This window comes from Pseudomonas sp. MWU15-20650 (assembly GCF_023242475.1).
In the GTDB taxonomy this organism is placed as follows: Bacteria; Pseudomonadota; Gammaproteobacteria; order Pseudomonadales; family Pseudomonadaceae; genus Aquipseudomonas.
The window spans coordinates 56638-75079 of sequence record NZ_JALJFG010000024.1 but is presented as its reverse complement, the minus strand read 5'-3'; the positions used below and the strand labels follow the sequence as shown (position 1 = coordinate 75079).

16 protein-coding genes are annotated in these 18442 nt (G+C 61.7%); 5 read left to right on the top strand and 11 right to left on the bottom strand.

Annotated features, from left to right (window positions below; genetic code table 11):
* Positions 1-6 precede the first annotated feature (6 nt).
* From cobG to M5B43_RS18245, 5 genes are all read left to right on the top strand, one after another.
* A complete protein-coding gene (cobG, locus tag M5B43_RS18265) occupies positions 7-1353 on the top strand; it encodes a precorrin-3B synthase (protein ID WP_248751406.1) in 1347 nt (448 codons plus the stop codon).
* Positions 1346-1972, top strand: coding sequence for a precorrin-8X methylmutase (locus tag M5B43_RS18260; protein WP_248751405.1), 627 nt, complete (start codon positions 1346-1348; stop codon positions 1970-1972). Before cobG ends, M5B43_RS18260 begins: the two co-directional genes overlap by 8 nt.
* Positions 1972-2703 carry a precorrin-2 C(20)-methyltransferase gene (locus M5B43_RS18255; RefSeq protein ID WP_248751404.1) on the top strand — a complete coding sequence of 244 codons (732 nt, stop codon included), beginning with the start codon at positions 1972-1974 and terminating at the stop codon, positions 2701-2703. Before M5B43_RS18260 ends, M5B43_RS18255 begins: the two co-directional genes overlap by 1 nt.
* Complete coding sequence (gene cobJ / locus M5B43_RS18250) at positions 2703-4340, top strand: precorrin-3B C(17)-methyltransferase (protein WP_248751403.1); 1638 nt, start codon at positions 2703-2705, stop codon at positions 4338-4340. The genes M5B43_RS18255 and cobJ overlap by 1 nt, the downstream gene beginning before the upstream one ends.
* Before the next feature lie 237 nt (positions 4341-4577).
* Positions 4578-5357, top strand: a complete 780-nt coding sequence (locus tag M5B43_RS18245) for a hypothetical protein (protein WP_248751402.1) — start codon at positions 4578-4580, stop codon at positions 5355-5357.
* Here the strand turns inward: M5B43_RS18245 and M5B43_RS18240 are convergent.
* From M5B43_RS18240 to aroQ, 11 genes are all read right to left on the bottom strand, one after another.
* Positions 5354-5950, bottom strand: coding sequence for a MarC family protein (locus M5B43_RS18240; protein ID WP_221809711.1), 597 nt, complete (start codon positions 5948-5950; stop codon positions 5354-5356). The two genes, M5B43_RS18245 and M5B43_RS18240, sit on opposite strands and share 4 nt — an antisense overlap.
* A gap of 116 nt (positions 5951-6066) precedes the next feature.
* A complete protein-coding gene (locus M5B43_RS18235) occupies positions 6067-8838 on the bottom strand; it encodes a hybrid sensor histidine kinase/response regulator (protein ID WP_248751401.1) in 2772 nt (923 codons plus the stop codon).
* A gap of 115 nt (positions 8839-8953) precedes the next feature.
* A complete protein-coding gene (gene purD / locus M5B43_RS18230) occupies positions 8954-10246 on the bottom strand; it encodes a phosphoribosylamine--glycine ligase (protein ID WP_248751400.1) in 1293 nt (430 codons plus the stop codon).
* Between the two features lie 96 nt (positions 10247-10342).
* Positions 10343-11950 carry a bifunctional phosphoribosylaminoimidazolecarboxamide formyltransferase/IMP cyclohydrolase gene (gene purH, locus M5B43_RS18225; RefSeq protein ID WP_248751399.1) on the bottom strand — a complete coding sequence of 536 codons (1608 nt, stop codon included), beginning with the start codon at positions 11948-11950 and terminating at the stop codon, positions 10343-10345.
* Between the two features lie 81 nt (positions 11951-12031).
* Positions 12032-12352 (bottom strand): DNA-binding transcriptional regulator Fis, encoded by a 321-nt coding sequence (gene fis / locus M5B43_RS18220; RefSeq protein WP_002555375.1) that lies wholly within the window; start codon positions 12350-12352, stop codon positions 12032-12034.
* The gene (gene dusB / locus M5B43_RS18215; RefSeq protein ID WP_248751398.1) at positions 12349-13362 is read right to left on the bottom strand and encodes a tRNA dihydrouridine synthase DusB; all 1014 of its coding nucleotides are present in this window, start codon (positions 13360-13362) and stop codon (positions 12349-12351) included. Before dusB ends, fis begins: the two co-directional genes overlap by 4 nt.
* 185 nt (positions 13363-13547) lie before the next feature.
* A complete protein-coding gene (locus M5B43_RS18210) occupies positions 13548-14804 on the bottom strand; it encodes a DUF3426 domain-containing protein (protein ID WP_248751397.1) in 1257 nt (418 codons plus the stop codon).
* A 30-nt stretch (positions 14805-14834) separates the two neighbouring features.
* Positions 14835-15713: a 50S ribosomal protein L11 methyltransferase gene (gene prmA / locus M5B43_RS18205; RefSeq protein ID WP_248751396.1), complete on the bottom strand. Its 879-nt coding sequence runs from the start codon at positions 15711-15713 to the stop codon at positions 14835-14837.
* 190 nt (positions 15714-15903) lie between these two features.
* Positions 15904-17265 (bottom strand): acetyl-CoA carboxylase biotin carboxylase subunit, encoded by a 1362-nt coding sequence (accC, locus tag M5B43_RS18200; RefSeq protein WP_248751395.1) that lies wholly within the window; start codon positions 17263-17265, stop codon positions 15904-15906.
* Positions 17266-17282: 17 nt separating this feature from the next.
* On the bottom strand, positions 17283-17741 hold the full coding sequence (gene accB / locus M5B43_RS18195) for an acetyl-CoA carboxylase biotin carboxyl carrier protein (RefSeq protein WP_248751394.1): 459 nt from the start codon (positions 17739-17741) through the stop codon (positions 17283-17285).
* Positions 17742-17765: 24 nt separating this feature from the next.
* Entirely contained in the window at positions 17766-18221 is a 456-nt protein-coding gene (aroQ, locus tag M5B43_RS18190; protein WP_248751393.1) for a type II 3-dehydroquinate dehydratase, read from the bottom strand.
* Between the last annotated feature and the right edge of the window lie 221 nt (positions 18222-18442).

The following is an 18442-nucleotide window of genomic DNA, read 5'->3' as shown; positions in this document are numbered from 1 at the left end:
CTTTTCATGCCGCCGGACAAAGCAGGCATAATACCGCGCCTTTACCCGTCAACCGGTAGCCCCGTGAACCCAATACCTACTGTGAATACCTTGCGCCCCTCGGCCTGTCCGGGGTTGCTGCGTATTGTCCAGGCGTTGGACGGCGGCATTTGCCGGATCAAATTGGCGGGAGGTTCGATCACCGCCACCCAGGCCCACGCCGTCGCGGACGCGGCCCAGGCGTATGCGGGCGGGGTGATCGAGGCGACCAACCGCGCCAACCTGCAGATTCGCGGGATCGGTGCCGAGCAAGACGCATTGATCGCCATGCTATTGGCCGCCGACCTAGGGCCGAATAACGCCGCCGGCGACGACGTGCGCAACCTGATGCTCAGCCCCAGCGCCGGGATCGACCCACAGATGTGGTTCGACACCCGCCCGCTGGCCGCGCAGATTCTCGACACCTTGCAAAACCAGGCGCGGTTCCACGAGCTGTCGGCCAAGTTCGCGATACAACTGGATGGCGGTGAGGACCTGGCGATGCTCGAACATCACCATGACCTGTGGTTGTCGGCGTTCGCACGCAATGGCCAGACGCTGTTGGCGTTTGGCCTGGCCGGCTGCCCGGGCCTGGATGCGCCGGTGGCGGCGGTGCCGTTGGACCAGGGTCACGCACTGGTGGTGGCGGTACTGGAAGCGTTTCTCGACCAGGCGACGCCAGAGCAAACGCGCATGCGCCATCTGCCTGTGGATAACGTATTGAGCCGCCTGAACTTGCCGCTGCTGCCGGCTGATGGCTTCCAACGTCCGGCCAGTGGCGCGTGGCTGCACCTGGGGAGTTATCCACAGCCGCAGAAAAACCAGTTCTACGTCGCGGCACTCGCGCCATTGGGCCGCCTGGATTCAAACATGCTCAAAGGCGCCGCTCAGTTGGCCTGCGAGTACGGCGACGGGACGTTGCGCTTCACACCTTGGCAGGGCGTGCTGCTGCCCAATATTGAACGCCCTGTCGCCGTGACCGAGCGTTTGGCACAACTGGGTTTTCTCTGTTCGATCGACCAACCGCTGGCCCGGATGATCGCCTGCACCGGCTCCAGCGGCTGTGGCAAAGGCCAGGCCGATACCAAGGCCGATGCGGTGCAACTGGCCGCCTTGCAACCTGGCGTTGACGTGCACCTGTCCGGCTGCCCGCGCTCCTGCGCCGCTGCGCACACCGCGCCGGTCACCTTGCTGGCGGTGAGCCCCGGCCACTACGACCTCTATTTTCGCGACGCAGCCCAACAAGGTTTTGGCCGGCTGCACGCACGCACTCTTTCTATTGAAGCGGCGGGCGCCCTGTTGCGCGCACGCTCACGGAGCAACACCGATGATTGATTACATCCGCGACGGTCAGGAGATCTATCGCAACTCCTTCGCCATTATTCGCGCGGAAGCCAAGTTGGAGCGTATCCCGGCTGATTTGGAAAAACTCGCGGTGCGGGTGATTCATGCGTGCGGCATGGTCGAGGCGGTCGACGGCTTGCAGTTCTCCGCAGGCGCCGGCAAGGCCGGGCGCGATGCGTTGGCGGCCGGTGCGCCGATCCTGTGTGATGCGCGGATGGTCTGCGAAGGCGTGACCCGTGCGCGCCTGCCGGCCAACAACGAGGTGATCTGCACCTTGCGCGACGACAGCGTGCCGCAGTTGGCGCGAGAACTGGGCAACACCCGTTCCGCTGCGGCCCTGGAACTGTGGCGCCCGCATCTGGAAGGCAGTGTGGTGGTGATCGGCAACGCGCCGACCGCCTTGTTCTACCTGTTGGAAATGCTCGACGCCGGCGCACCGAAACCTGCATTGATCCTTGGGTTCCCGGTGGGGTTTGTGGGGGCCGCCGAATCCAAGGCGATGCTCGCTGCCGATAGCCGGGGGGTGCCGTTCGTGATCATGCAAGGTCGCCTGGGCGGCAGTGCCATGGCTGCCGCGGCAGTAAACGCCCTGGCCACGGAGGTCGAATAATGCCGGTACGCGGACGTTTGATTGGCCTGGGCGTAGGCCCGGGTGACCCCGAACTCATCACCCTCAAGGCCCTGCGCCTGCTACGCGAGTCTCCGGTGGTGGCGTACTTCGTGGCCAAGGGCAAGAAGGGCAACGCCTTCGGCATCATTGAAGACCACTTGGTGGCCCAGCAAACCCTGATGCCGCTGGTGTACCCGGTGACCACCGAAGTCTTGCCGGCACCGCTGTCCTATGAGCAAGTGATCAGCGACTTCTACGACAGCGCCAGCCTCGACGTGGCGGCGCACCTGGATGCGGGCCGCGATGTGGCGGTGATCTGCGAAGGCGACCCGTTCTTCTACGGCTCCTACATGTACCTGCATGACCGCCTGGCCGAGCGCTATGAAGCCCAGGTCATTCCGGGCGTGTGTTCGATGCTGGGTGGCGCCTCGGTACTCGGCGCGCCGCTGGTGTATCGCAACCAGAGCTTGTCGGTGCTCTCGGGCGTACTGCCCCATGACGACCTCAAGCGGCGCCTGGCGGATGCCGACGCGGCGGTGATCATGAAGCTGGGCCGCAACTTCCCGAAAGTGCGCCAAGTGCTCGAAGAGCTTGGCCTGGCCGAGCGCGCGTTGTATGTGGAGCGCGCCACCATGGCCAATCAGAAGATTGTGCCGCTGGACCAGGTTGACCCGGCGTCTTCGCCGTATTTCTCGCTGATCATCGTACCCGGTGAACGGTGGCAAGGTTGATGACCCCGGCGATTGTCATTCTGGGCCAAGGCAGCTTGGCGACTGCTCGCAAGATCCAGCAGGTTTACCCTGGCGCATCGATCCACGGCCTGGCCGGACGGGTTGAGGGCGCGGACCAGGCGTACACCGAGTTCGGCGCGACCCTGCGCCAGCTGTATCAACAGGGCACGCCGTTGGTTGCCCTGTGCGCCGCCGGTATTGTGATTCGCACCCTTGCGCCGCTGCTGCTGGAGAAAGGCGAGGAGCCCGCCGTGCTGGCCGTTGCTGAAGACGGTAGTGCCGTGGTGCCGCTGCTCGGTGGCCTTGGCGGTGTGAATGTCATGGCGCGGGACATCGCCGCGGCACTGGGTGTGGCGGCTGCAATCACCACCAGCGGCGAGCTGCGCTTTGGCACCTGCCTGCTCAACCCACCGGCGGGGTATCAGCTGGCGGATCTTGAACTGGGCAAGCGCTTTGTCTCGGACCTGTTGGCCGGCGAGAGCGTGCGTATCGAAGGTGCTGCGCCATGGCTGGACCAGGCCAACCTGCCCCAGGATCAGCACGCGCGTCTGGCGATTCATGTGGGCAGCGCCGAGCGGGTGCCGGCAGCCAATGAACTGCTGATTTATCCGAAGAACGTGTACGTTACCTGCAAACCCGGTGCGCAGTTGGCCGAGCGTGTACGCACGGCATTGCACGAGGCGGGGATCGCTGTGCAATCCCTGGCGTGCCTGTTGGCCAGCGACATGCAGATGGCCGAAGCGTCGTTGCATGACGCCGCGTTGGCGTTGGGTGTACCGCTGCGTTTTGCCCAAGTGGCGCCTGTTGCAGACATCACCCTTACCGTTGCCGAGCAGCCCTTGGACCTGTCACAGGTGGGTCGCCCCCGTGGTCGTCTCGCCGTGATCGGCCTGGGCCCCGGTGCCGCCGAGCTGATGGTGCCGGCCGTCAAGGCTGAATTGGCGCGTTGCACCGATGTGCTGGGTTATGAAACCTACGTGCGCATGGCCGGGCCATTCCGGGACGACCAAGTGCAGCACTGCACCGACAACCGCGAAGAAATGCAGCGGGCGCGTCACGCCTTCGAGTTGGCTGCGCAGGGGCGTTCGGTGGTGGTGGTGTCGTCCGGTGATCCGGGCGTGTTTGCCATGGCGGCTGCGGTGATCGAAGCCCTGCACGAGTCTGCTGACCCGGCCTGGCATCAAGTCGACCTGCAAATCCTGCCGGGTGTCTCGGCCTCCCTTGCCACCGCCGCCCAGGCGGGGGCGCCGCTGGGCCATGATTTTTGTGTGATGTCGCTGTCGGACAACCTCAAGCCCTGGTCGATCATCGAAAAACGCCTGGACCTCGCCTCCCAAGCCGACCTGGCCTTGGCGTTCTACAACCCGATCTCTCGTTCGCGCCCTTGGCAGCTGGGGCGCGCCCTGGAGATCGTCGCGCTGCACCGCACGCCTGAAACGCCCGTGGTGCTGGGCCGCGACATCGGCCGCCCGGGCCAGACGCTGCGCGTTACCACGCTGGGGCACCTTACCCCGGACCAGGTGGACATGCGCACCATGGTGCTGATCGGCTCGTCCACCACGTGCACATTCGCACGTGCCGGTGGGGGTGAATGGGTCTATACACCCCGTTGGTACGGCGAAAAACCCACCTCCTGAAAACGGCAGGTCAGCGGCCGGAAAGCTCCGAATGACTCAGGGAATCACCTGCTGTTGTTCGGGGCTTTTTCTTTTTTACGCGATGAAATCCGGAAGCCTTCTGGCTGCGCCTTGTGATTGCTGGGCGGTGGTTTTGGGGGGGGGCGGCCAAGGGATGTTTGTCGCCTGGAAAGCTCACGCATCACTGGACTAGTGTGGAGGCAAGCCCCATGTGGGGGTGTTTGTGGAGAACAGAAAATGGAGCGACATCACAGAAGGATCAATAATACAAAAAGGCGCAAGTTGATTGCCGCCTACAAATTACCGGGGGCGCCAGGGGGGCAGGCCGCTTTACCCTTGGATGCCGAGGACGACAGCAATGCGGCCGTCGTCAACAACAGTGTGATTTCGTTTGCCGAGGGGCTGTCCGGTTTGAACCGGGAGTACATCCGTAAAAGCTACCTGCTGGCCAGCAGTTATGTGAGTGATGTGTTGAAGGTGCAACGCGGTACCGAGGCTTGGTACGACGAATTCATCAAGGTGATGATCAGCTTGGGATGGCTGCCGGTGCGTAGCCGCTTTGAACGGATCTCCCGCTCGGGCAAGGGCCTGACCGTGCAACTGGCGGCACTCAATATCATCGCCTCGATATTGGCGTCGATGTCACTGTCGGGGCCGCTGCTCACCGCACTGCCGAAACTGGCCGCTGATGCGCTGGAGGCATTGAAGCAACAACCGGCCACCTTCGACGTGTTCAAACGTAATTGCTCGGTGCACCAGGGCGGTGATTTCGGCTTGGCGTCCTGCGCGGAAACGGACGGGGAATTGATGATGGTGCTGGTGACCTACAGCACCCATGGGGTCAGCAAGCAAGTGGGCTTGCCATTTCTGGAGTGGGACAGTGCCTCGTTCGAGGCTTTCAGCGGGCAGACCTGCCTGGTGCTGAATACCTCGCTGGTCAACGAAAAAACCATCCAGTTGATGCGTGAGAGCGCGGGCGACAAGGTGCAACTGGCCATTGCCAAATACCGGATCTAAGGCACCAGGTAGCCGCGCACGCCGGTAAAGATAATTTGCGCGGCCAGTGCGCACACGAACAACCCCATCAAGCGGCTGACAATCTGCAAGCCCTGGTCGCCAAGAATGCGTTCGATACGGTTGGACAAGTACAGCACCACGCCCACCGTGAAGCTGGCCAAGGCAATGCTGAGGATGGCGGTGAGCTTGTCATCCCAATGCGGTTGGCTAACGCCCATCACCAGTAACGCCCCGATGGTGCCGGGGCCGACGGTGAGAGGGATGGTCAGCGGCACGATGGTCACATCCTGCTGCACGTTGTCGGTCTGGACCGCCGACTTGCCCTGGGCCATGCCGAGGGCGGAGATAAACAGCACGCTGCCGGCGCCGATGCGGAAGGCGTCCACGGTAATGCCGAAGACGCTGAAAATCACCCGGCCGAACAGGTAGAGCAGCACGCTCGATACCAGGGTCGCCAACGCGACTTTCCAGGCCAGGCGTCGACGCTCCTTGCTGGAATAACCACGGGTCAGGCTGATAAAGCAGGACAGCACAAAGAACGGGCTGTAGAGCACCAGCATCTTCAGGTAAACGCTGAATAACACATGGAGCATGGGCGCGGCTCGCGGGCGGTGGAAGTGCAGGCAGTCTATCAGGCGGCGCGAATCAAATGTGGGAGGGGGCTTGCCCCTCCCACATTGAGATAGCCACAGCGAGAGTGTATTTCAGGTCAGGATGGGGCGTGTTCCGGGCGTTGCTGGCGCTGCGCCACCCAATAGTCCACCAGCTCACGCAACTGTGACAGTTCCACCGGCTTGGCCATATGCCCGTCCATGCCGGCCTGGCGTGCGCGCTCTTTGTGTTCCGAGAGGATGTGCGCCGTGAGTGCCACGACCGGCGTGCGTACGCGTTGGTGGCTGACTTCCCACGCTCGCAGTTGCTGCGTGGCGGAGAAACCATCCAGGATGGGCATTTCACAATCCATCAACACCAGGTCGTAGCGTTGGGCTTTCATCGCTTGCAGCGCTTCTTCGCCGTTACTGGCGGTATCCGGGTTGAGGTTGAGCTTGCCGAGCATGCCGCGAATCACTTTGGTGGAGATGCTGTTGTCTTCGGCCACCAGGATACGGAAGTCGCTGGGAACGCTGACCGCCGTGGGGGCGCTGGTCACCGGGCGTGGTGGGGCCACGCCTTTGCTGCGTTGGGTCAGTTCGTCAGCCAGGGTGGTCTTGAGCGTATAGCCGGCCACCGGTTTGGCGAGGATGCGCTTGATCCCGCAGTTGCGCGCGATGATCTTGCTGGGCGCGTTGCTGATGCCGGTGAGCATGATCAACAGGATGTCGTGGTTCAGGCTCGGGTCTTCCTTGATCTTCGCCGCCAGTTGCATGCCGGTCATGCCAGGCATGTTCTGGTCCAGCAGCACCACGTCGAAATAATCGCGCAGGTGTGCCTTGGTGCGCAGCAGGGCCAGCGCCTCTTTACCGGAAGGCACGGCGCTGACGTTCAGGCCCCAGGCCGTGCATTGCTGCACCAGCACTTTGCGGCAGGTGTCGTTGTCGTCCACCACCAGGACCCGCGCGTCTTTGAGCGGCCCATCGAGGTCGGAGGTCGGGTGTTCCAGGCGTTCCGGGTCCAGCGGCAGGGTCAGCCACAGGGTGCTGCCTTGGTGGCTGCCACTTTTGATACCGAATTCGCCGTTCATCAACAGGATCAGTTGGCGGGCGATGACCAGGCCCAAATGGCCACTCAAACGTGTCGCCGAGAGGAAGTTCTTGCTGTGCAGTTCGCTGTGCAGCAGGGCGTCGCGCTCGACGGCTTCCATCGGCAGGCCGCTGTCTTGCACGGCAATGCGCAGGCGTGGCTTGGTGCTGCGCTCGTCCAGGGCGACAACGATCAACACTTCGCCTTCATCGGTTTTGTGCAGGGCATTTTCCAGCAGGCTCAACAATGCCTGGCGCAGGCGTGTCGGGTCACCGCTGATCACGCGCGGCACCTGGGGCTGGATGAAACTGATCAGCTCGACGTTCTGCTGTTCGGCCTTGGCGCGGAAGATACTCAGGCAGTCTTCGATCAACGCATTGAGGTCGAACTGCACATCATCGAGTTCGATCTGGCCGGATTCGAGCTTGGAAATATCGAGGATCTCGTTGATCAGTGTGAGCAGTTCGTTACCGGCGCTGTGGATGGTCTGCACGTAATCGCGTTGCTTGACCGACAAGGGCGTACCCAGCAACAGCTCGGTCATGCCCAGCACACCGTTCATGGGGGTGCGGATTTCATGGCTGATCTTCGCCAGGAACTCGGCCTTGGCGGCGATCTCGGCGTTGCTGGCCGCCAGGTCACGGCTCAGGCTGAAGCGGGTTTCAACGATTGCGCGTTGACGCTCGCCAAGCGCCAGGCTCATCAACAGCCCGCTGAGGCAGATGAAGCTCAGCAGGGTCACGATCAGACCTTGTGGCGCCACCAGTGTCAGGCCAAGCAGGGCCGGCAGGATGATCAGGGTGCCGATGTTGAACACCACCATCGCCGCCACGAACAAGCGGGCCGGGCGGTAGCCTTTTTGCCAGTGATAGGCCGAGATAAACAGCATGCTCAGGCCGGCCAGCGCTACCAGCGCATAGGTGATGATGTTCAGCGGCAGGGTATTGACGAACAACAGCAACAGGCCGCAGAGCACGATCAGCAGGATGTCGGCCATCAACAGTTTGTTCAGCGGGTGTGGGCCCAGGGGCATGAAGAAGCGATAGGCAAACATCAACCCGCACGGTGCGGTCAGCAGCAGGGCAAGGTAGGCGCCCGGGGTCTGGATCGCATGCCAGTTCGGCAGCCATGGCCCTACCAGGTTGAGCAACAGCGCCAGGCTGAGCATCAGCAGGAATTCGCAGGCGGCCAGCCACAAGCTGCTGCGCGAGCGGTGGTAGGCGAAGCGCGTGAGGTTGTGCAGGATCAGCATCAGCAACACGCCGAACAGCAGGCCGTAGATCAGCGTCTGGTTCTGGTCGGCAGCGGCCAGCACCGCGGGCTCCAGGGTGATGTAAGGGCGCAGCTCGTGTTCGGAGACCAGGCGCAAGTACACCTCGAGGGGTCTCTGGCTCTGGGGCATCGGCAGCATGAAGTCGCTGCTCGGCAGCGGGCGCTCGGCCTGGGGCTGGCGCGTGCCGGTGGTTTGCTGTTCCACCAGGGTGTCGCCGTCCAGCACGTAGAGGCTCAGGTGGGACAGGTCCGGGGCGAAGACCCGCAGCACTTGTTCGTGCTTGCCGGGTTGCAGCCTGAAGCGTACCCACAACGCACCGTCCGGCTCCGCAGCGGTAATCCGGTCCAGTTCGATGGGGCTGAATTGATTGGTATAGCGGGCAGAACGGATGTCGCTCAGTTGCAGGTCGGCCTGTTCATCAAGCAATACTGACCAGCCACTGCCTTGCGCGGCGGCCTGGGCCGGGAACAAGCAGAGCAGTGTCAGCAGACTGACTGTGAAACCTATGGCGATCCTGAGCCAGCGCACGGCGAAATCCCTTCGTAGGTTGATGCACGGGTTAACTATGCGCGGGGCGACATGTGTACGGCAAGGGCCAGAGGCCCTTGCCTAGCCGAACGGATAGCTACTGGATTGTAGCTACTTACTGGTTCTCACCTCGTTCCCGGGCAATGGCGCGGTAGCCAATGTCCGTGCGGTAGAAGCAGCCTTTCCAGTCGATTTTTGCAGCCAGCTTGTAAGCCTGCTGTTGCGCGGCATCGACACTGGCACCCATCGCAGTGGCGCACAACACACGGCCACCTGCGGTTACAACATTACCATCCTTGAGCGCGGTGCCCGCATGGAACACCTTGCCTTCCAGCTTAGCAGCCGCATCGAGGCCTTCAATCACATCGCCCTTGGCGTAGTCGGCAGGGTAACCACCGGCGGCCAGTACAATGCCGACGCTTGGACGTGGATCCCATTGCGCTTCAACCTTGTCCAGGGCCTGGGCCAGGGCGGCTTCCACCAGCAGCACCAAGCTCGATTGCAGGCGCAGCATCACCGGTTGGGTTTCCGGGTCGCCAAAGCGGCAGTTGAACTCGATGACTTTCGGGTTACCGGCTTTGTCGATCATCAGCCCGGCGTAGAGGAAACCGGTGTAGACATTGCCTTCATCGGCCATGCCGCGCACGGTTGGCCAGATCACCAGGTCCATCACACGCTTGTGGACCTCGGCGGTGACGACCGGGGCAGGGGAGTAAGCGCCCATGCCGCCAGTATTCGGGCCGCTGTCGCCGTCGCCGACGCGCTTGTGGTCCTGGCTGGTGGCCATCGGCAGTACGTTCTTGCCGTCGACCATCACGATAAAGCTGGCTTCTTCGCCGTCGAGGAACTCCTCGATGACGACACGCGAACCGGCGTCACCAAAGGCATTGCCGGCGAGCATGTCGCGCACGGCATCTTCGGCTTCCTGCAGGGTCATGGCGACAATCACGCCTTTACCGGCAGCGAGGCCGTCGGCCTTGATCACGATCGGCGCACCCTTTTCACGCAGGTAAGCCAGGGCCGGCTCGATCTCGGTGAAGTTCTGGTAGTCGGCGGTGGGGATCTTGTGGCGCGCCAGGAAATCCTTGGTGAAGGCTTTCGAACCTTCCAACTGAGCCGCGCCAGCGGTCGGGCCGAAGCAATCCAGGCCGCGGCTGCGGAACAGGTCCACGACGCCTGCAACCAATGGGACTTCCGGGCCGACGATGGTCAGGGAGACATTCTTCTCGGCGAAGTCAGCCAGCTGTTCAAGGGCCAATACGTCGATGGCGACGTTTTCGCACTTGGCTTCAATCGCGGTACCGGCGTTGCCGGGGGCGACGAACACTTTCTGGACGCGCGGGTCCTGGGCAACTTTCCAGGCCAGGGCGTGTTCACGGCCACCGCTGCCAATGATCAAAACATTCATTTCAAAAACCTCGGATGAAGCAAATTCTGTGAGGCGCCGCAAGTGCGCTTTATGTGGGAGGCAGCAAGCCCCCTCCCACATTTCGAACGAGCTGGATCAGTGACGGAAGTGGCGCATGCCGGTGAAGACCATCGCGATGCCGGCTTCATCAGCCGCTGCAATCACTTCAGCATCACGCATCGAGCCGCCTGGCTGGATCACCGCAGTCACGCCCGCCTTGGCCGCATTGTCCAGGCCGTCACGGAACGGGAAGAATGCATCGGAAGCCATCACCGAACCTGCAACCTGCAAGCCTGCGTGTTCTGCCTTGATCGCGGCAATACGCGCCGAGTTCACGCGGCTCATCTGGCCGGCGCCGACGCCGATGGTCTGGCGGTTCTTGGCGTAGACGATGGCGTTGGATTTAACGTACTTGGCCACTTTCCAGGCGAAGATCAGGTCGTTGATCTCTTGCTCGGTCGGTGCGCGCTTGGTCACTACTTTCAGGTCGGCGCTGCCGATCATGCCGATATCGCGGCTCTGTACCAGCAAGCCGCCGTTGACGCGCTTGTAGTCCCAGGCAGCGGCACGTTCAGCCGACCACTCGCCGCACGCCAGCAGGCGCACGTTGGCTTTAGCGGCAACAATGGCACGGGCTTCTTCACTGACGCTTGGTGCGATGATCACTTCGACGAACTGACGTTCGACGATGGCCTTGGCGGTCTCGGCGTCCAACTCGCGGTTGAACGCGATGATGCCGCCGAAGGCGGATTCGGTGTCGGTGGCGTAGGCCAGTTCGTACGCTTGGCGAATACCGCCTTCAGCGTCCGGGCTCACGGCCACGCCGCACGGGTTGGCGTGCTTGACGATCACGCAGGCGGGTTTGACGAAGCTCTTCACGCATTCCAGCGCGGCGTCGGTGTCAGCCACGTTGTTGTAGGAGAGTTCTTTACCTTGCAGTTGGGTCGCCGTCGCGATGCCGACTTCGGCCGGTTTGGCTTCTACGTAGAACGCCGCGCTCTGGTGCGGGTTCTCGCCGTAGCGCATTTCCTGGGCCTTGATGAACTGGCTGTTGAAGGTGCGCGGGAACTGGCTGCGGCCTTCTGTGCTCAGGGTCTGGGCGGCCTGGTTCACGGTGCCCATGTAGTTGGCGATCATGCCGTCGTAGGCGGCGGTGTGTTCGAACGCCTTGAGCATCAGGTCGAAACGCTGGGCGTAGGTCAGGCCACCGGCTTTGAGGTTTTCGAGCACCTGAGCGTAGTCGCTGGCGTTGACCACAATGGCCACGTCTTTGTGGTTCTTGGCCGCAGAGCGAACCATGGTCGGGCCGCCGATATCGATGTTTTCGATAGCGGTCGGCAGGTCGCAGCCGGGCTTGTTGATGGTGGCTTCGAACGGGTAGAGGTTAACGGCCACCAGGTCGATCGGCTTGATGCCGTGCTCGTTCATGATGGCATCGTCGATACCGCGACGGCCGAGGATACCGCCGTGGATTTTCGGATGCAGGGTCTTGACCCGACCGTCCATCATTTCTGCGAAACCGGTGTAGTCCGCGACTTCTACTGCGGCCACGCCGTTGTCCTGCAGCAGTTTGAAGGTCCCGCCCGTGGAGAGGATTTCCACGCCCAGGGCTTCCAGCTCCCGGGCAAATTCGAGGATCCCGGTCTTGTCGGAAACACTGATCAAGGCGCGGCGGATCGGCAGGCGGGTAGTCTGGTCGGTCATTTCAATTTCCATCAAAAGCAAAGGAGTCAGCAAAAAAGGCGACCGTTTTTACGCGGGCGCCTTTCTGGTTTGATTGAATGCTTACAGCAAATCGTATTGCTTGAGCTTTTTGCGCAAGGTGCCACGGTTGAGGCCCAGCAGCTCACTGGCTTTAGTCTGGTTGCCCTTGACGTAGTTCATCACGCTTTCGAGCAACGGCGCCTCGACTTCGGAGAGCACCAGGTTGTACACATCCGTGACGGAGGCGCCCTCTAGGTGGGCGAAATAATTGTGCAGCGCCTTCTCGACACTGCCGCGAAGGGTCTGGCCTTCTTCGCTCGGCGTGTTGAGGTGCTGTTTCAAATTGACGTTGTCGCTCACGGGTGTTGTTCCACTCACTAAAGTCTCGGTCATCATCGTCATGCGGCCACCCCCTCTGCGTCCCCTGTCCTCAGGCTCTTTTCACGCTCGCTGAAGTACTCTCGAACGGTGGCGACCTGTGCTTGCGTATCATCCAAACGATTGAAGTGGGCGCGAAACTCCCTGGCGCCCGGCAAGGTTGCGAGATACCAGCCGACATGCTTGCGAGCAATGCGTACTCCCATCACGTCTCCATAGAAGGCGTGCAGGGCGGCCAGATGCTCTAGCAGAATACGTTCCACCTCGATCAGCTCCGGTGCCGGCAACACGTCGCCGGTACGCAGAAAATGCTCGATCTCACGAAAAATCCATGGACGCCCCTGGGCGGCCCGGCCAATCAACAAGCCATCGGCACCGGTTGCGTGCAGCACGCGCCGGGCCTTCTCGGCCGAGTCGATATCGCCATTGGCAAACACCGGAATCGACACCGCCTGCTTGATCGCGGCAATGGTGTCGTACTCGGCTTCACCGGTATAAAGGTCGGCGCGGGTACGGCCATGCACCGCCAGCGCTGTAATACCTGCCTGTTCGGCAATCTTCGCCACCGTCAGGCCATTCTTGTTGTCCCGGTCCCAACCGGTCCGAATCTTCAGGGTGACCGGCACATCCACTGCGGCAACAACGGCCCGCAGGATCTCGGCGACCAACTGCTCATCTTTCAACAGCGCGGAACCGGCGGCCTTGTTGCAGACCTTTTTGGCCGGGCAGCCCATGTTGATATCAATGATCTGTGCCCCCAACTCCACGTTGGCCCGGGCCGCATCCGCCAGCATCTGAGCATCACCACCGGCGATCTGTACCGAGCGGGGCTCGGGATCACCTTCGTGGATCATGCGCATCCGCGATTTGCGGGTGTTCCACAAGCTCATGTCGCTGGTGACCATTTCAGAGACTACTAGACCCGCGCCCAAACGTTTGCACAGCTGACGAAAGGGCTGGTCGGTGACGCCCGCCATCGGGGCGAGGATCAAGCCGTTTGGCAATGTGTATGGGCCGATGCGTACCGCCGACATAGGACTTCCCTGTTGTGGGGCCGGATCATTAGAGTTCGAAAAAGGGTTGGCATGATACCCGCTCTCGATGACTGGATAAAGGCTGAATTGGATAAAATCTGAACAGTTATTTTTTTATCGCCGTCGGTTTGGTCGGCGGCGGTGGAGTCAATAATCCGCCGTCAAACCTCGGTAGGTGCGCCACTTTACTCGGGGGAATGGAAGCTCAGGCTGTAATTCACGGCTTTATTGCCGGGATCAAGGATGTCCAGGGAGATGTGGATCGGTGTCTGCGAGGGCATTTCGCTGACGCCGGCCAATTCACCGCTGAGGTATTCGGTAGGTTTGAAGCGACGACTGGCAATCAGGCTGCCGTTCAAGTCGGCAAAACGCAGTTCCAGCAGCGGGAAGGGCTGGGAGAAGGTCGCACGGTTATAGATGATCGCATCCACCACCAGCGCCCCGGCGAACTCGGGGTGGCTGCGTACGACCAGGTTACTGCTCTTGATATGGGCAATGTCCACTCGCGACGGTACGGTGCAGCCCAATTTCGGGCACAGTTCCTGGAACCACGGGCGGTAGGCGTCCTGGCGGGCCAGGTCGTCGAATTGGTAGGCGATGTACTGGCCTGCCAGGCCCGCGGCGGCGAGCAGCACTAACACTGTCCAGATTAAGCGACGGCCCCAGCCTGACGGACGCTTCTGTGCATAAAGATGCAGGGGGTCGTCTTCCAGGTCCTGAAGCAGGTCGTTGTGATGGCCGGCTTGTGGACGCGTGCGTTTGCGGCGTGGCTGCGGGGGCTCTTCGGGTTCAGGCTCATCCAGTTCGTCGGTGACCGGGGTCACAGGCGGGTCGAGGTCGTCATCAGGGGCAGAGCGCAGCGGCGGTACGTCATCGAAGTCGTCGGCGTGGTGCGACATGGACGGTTCGGTGCGCTGTTTGGCCGCAGGTGTCTTGGTCGGTTCAGATTCGTCTTGCGGCGTGTGCGTGCGCTCTTCGGGAGGCTCGCTGAACAGGCTGGCGGCCCATTTTTCTTCTTCGGCCTTGACCGTATCGCGACTGGCGCTGAGGGACTCTTCCTTTTGCCGGCGGTCGGCGCCTGTGTGGCGGCGCTCTGCACCGGGCGGCTGGGTGTGCTGAATCTCGCGGCGCTCCAGCTTGGCCAGCTCTTCATCCAGGTCCAGGTTGTCCAGGTCCAGCTCTTCGGCAGTCCACTGCTTCTGGCTGATTGCTCGCGGCGCTTGGGAGGCCGCCTCGGGAGTGGCCTGTGCAGCAGGCTCAACGGCCGCCGGCGATTCAGGTTCCGGTGTGTGAGCGCGCTGCTCCAGCAATTGGCGGGCGGCGTTGAACACTTGCAGGCACGAGCCGCAGCGAACAACGCCGCGGGCCACGCGCAGTTGGGCGTGGCTGACGCGGAAGCGGGCTTGGCAATGCGGGCACTGGGTGACGAAACTGTCGGTCATGCGGCCATCCGATTCAGACAAGCGCTCATTCTAGCGCCGACGACCACTGATGCGTACCCAGCCATCACGGTTGGCGATCGGGTCCAGTTCGAAATCCTGGGCATAGGCCGCGGCAACATCTTCACCTTGTTCGGCAAGGATGCCCGACAGCGCCAGGCGACCGCCCGGCTTGACCAGGCCGGACAGCTGTGGCGCCAGGGCCACCAGCGGCCCTGCGAGGATATTGGCCACCAGCACGTCGGCTTGCACTTGGGGCAATTGCTCGGGCAAGTACAGTGGGAATTTGCCTTCAGGGATGTTGTTGCGCCCGGCGTTATCACGGGAGGCTTCCAGGGCCTGTACGTCGATATCGGTCCCAACGGCTTCCTTGGCGCCCAGCAGCAGGGCGGCAATCGCCAGGATCCCCGAGCCGCAGCCGAAGTCCAGCACGTTGCAGCCGGCCAGGTCCTGGCCGTCCAGCCATTCCAGGCAGAGGGCGGTGGTAGGGTGGGTGCCGGTGCCGAACGCCAGGCCCGGGTCCAACAGCAGGTTGACGGCGTCGGGTTCCGGTGCGGCGTGCCAGCTCGGCACAATCCACAGGCGCTGGCCGAAGCGCATCGGCTGGAAGTTGTCCATCCAGCTGCGTTCCCAGTCCTGGTCTTCGATGACTTCGCTGTGGTGCTCCGGCAACGGGCCGCCGGTGAGCAGTTCCATATGGGCCAGCACGGCGGCGGCGTCGGTGCCGTCTTCGAACAGGGCCAGTAAATGGGTGTGGGACCACAGTGGGGTGGTGTTGAGCTCGGGTTCGAAGATCGGTTGGTCTTCGGCGTCCATGAAGGTCACCGAGACCGCGCCCACTTCGAGGAAAGCGTCTTCGTAGGTTTCGGCTTGTTCTGGGCTGATGGCGAGACGGACTTGCAGCCAAGGCATGGCGGGCACCTTTGAAAAAATGAATGTGCGGCCAGGTCGGGCCGCGAAAGCGCGCAAGTTTACGCGAGCGGGCAGCATAAGACGACATTACTGAGTGAATGCTGAACAAATGTGGGACTGTGTTCATCCTGGAAAACGGGTGTGCAGAAACAACAAAGCCGCCCGAAGGCGGCTTTGTTGGGTGGAGCACTTACTGGTTGGCCAGCTTGTGTTCCAGGTAGTGAATGTTCACACCACCTTCGCAGAAGCCTTCATCGCGAACCAGGTCCCGGTGCAGCGGGATATTGGTCTTGATGCCGTCTACCACGATTTCGTCCAGGGCATTGCGCATACGGGCCATGGCCTCGTCGCGGGTGGCGCCCCAGGTGATCAGCTTGCCGATCAGCGAGTCGTAGTTGGACGGAACCTTGTAACCGCTGTACAGGTGCGAATCGACGCGTACGCCGTTGCCGCCTGGTGCATGGAAATGCTTGACCAGGCCTGGGCTCGGGATAAAGGTTTTCGGGTCTTCGGCGTTGATCCGGCACTCCAGGGAGTGACCGTGGATCTTCACGTCGTCCTGGGTGAAGGACAGCACGTTACCGGCGGCGATGCTCAGCATCTCCTTGACGATATCGATACCAGTCACCATCTCGGAGACGGGGTGCTCTACCTGCACGCGAGTGTTCATCTCGATGAAGTAGAAGCGGCCATTCTCGTAGAGGAACTCGAACGTACCGGCGCCGCGGTAGTTGATGTCGATGCACGCCTTGACGCAGCGAGCCAGGACTTCCTGACGGGCTTTCTCATCCAGGCCAGGTGCCGGAGCTTCTTCCAGTACCTTCTGGTGACGACGTTGCAGCGAGCAATCGCGGTCGCCCAGGTGGATGGCATGGCCCTGGCCGTCGGACAGCACCTGGACTTCCACGTGACGTGGGTTGGTCAGGTACTTTTCCAGGTAGACCATCGGGTTGCCGAACCAGGCGGCAGCTTCCGAGCGAGTCTGCTTGGCAGCTTCGATCAGGTCTTCTTCCTTGTGCACCACGCGCATGCCGCGACCACCGCCGCCGCCGGCGGCCTTGATGATCACCGGGTAACCGACTTCGCGACCAATGCGCAGTGCGGTTGCCTCGTCTTCAGGCAGTGGGCCGTCGGAGCCAGGAACGGTTGGCACGCCGGCTGCGATCATGGCGTCCTTGGCCGATACCTTGTCGCCCATCAGGCGAATGGTTTCGGCTTTCGGGCCGATGAAGGCAAACCCGGATTTCTCCACCTGTTCGGCGAAGTCGGCGTTTTCCGCGAGGAAGCCGTAGCCCGGGTGGATGCCATCAGCGCCGGTCACTTCTGCCGCGGCGATGATGTTCGAGACTTTCAAGTACGAGTTCGTGGCCAATGGCGGGCCGATACAAATGCTTTCGTCCGCCAGTTTCACGTGCATCAATTCGGTATCGGCCGTCGAGTAAACAGCGACGGTCTTGATGCCCTCTTCCTTACAGGCGCGCAGGATACGCAGCGCGATCTCGCCGCGGTTGGCGATCAGGACTTTTTGCAGTTTCTTCGCAGGTTTCAACATCGAAGGCGCTCCGCGGTTCAAACGATGGTGAACAGCGGCTGGTCGTACTCAACCGGCTGACCGTTTTCTACCAGGATGGATTCGATGACGCCGGCTTTTTCAGCGGTGATGTGGTTCATCATTTTCATCGCTTCAACGATGCAGATGGTGTCGCCCACTTTCACGGTTGCGCCGACTTCAACGAAGGCTGGCGAAGTCGGTGCCGGGGTGCGGTAGAACGTACCGACCATTGGCGACTTGACCACGAAACCGTTCAGCGCGGGTGCGGCTGGAGCAGCAGGTGCCGCGGCAGCAGGAGCAGCAGGTGCGGCAGCGGCTGGAGCCGGGGCCTGCATTTGCGGGGCGTAGAACTGTTGGGCCGGGGTCTTGCTGTGGCGGCTGATCCGTACGGACTCTTCGCCTTCCTTGATTTCCAGCTCGTCGATACCGGATTCTTCCAGCAGTTCGATCAGTTTCTTAACTTTACGGATATCCATGAATCATCAACTCCCAAGGGTCGGTCAGGGGCGCTTGGCCGGTTGTTCAATGTGTTCCAGGGCGGCCTCCAGGGCCAGTCGGTAACCGCTGGCGCCAAGGCCGCAGATCACGCCTACCGCTACGTCGGAGAAGTAAGAGTGATGGCGGAAAGCTTCGCGTTTGTGCACGTTGGACAAATGCACTTCGATGAATGGGATGCTCACCGCCAGCAGCGCGTCACGTAATGCAACGCTTGTATGCGTAAAAGCGGCGGGATTGATCAGAATAAAGTCCACGCCTTCGCTACGCGCGGCATGGATGCGATCAATCAATTCGTACTCGGCGTTGCTTTGCAGGTACAGCAAATGGTGGCCGGCTTCACGCGCCCGTCGTTCCAGATCGAGGTTGATCTGTTCCAGGGTCACTGCCCCGTAGACGCCCGGTTCGCGGGTGCCGAGCAGGTTCAGGTTGGGTCCGTGAAGAACCAGTAAGGTCGCCATCGGCTGTTCCTTGTTATTGATGTGGGTACGGCAGAACCCGGCGACTATGCCGCAAAGCCTTTGTGACTGTCCAGTTCTATGCAGTAGCCAGCACGATTAGCGAGGATTGCGCAAAATTTGTGACTGGGCCCCGGGATCCGGTCATTGGTAACACAGACTTGAATCCAATGAAGTTCAAATGTGGGAGGGGCTTGCTCCCGATAGCGGTGTGTCAGTGTAGG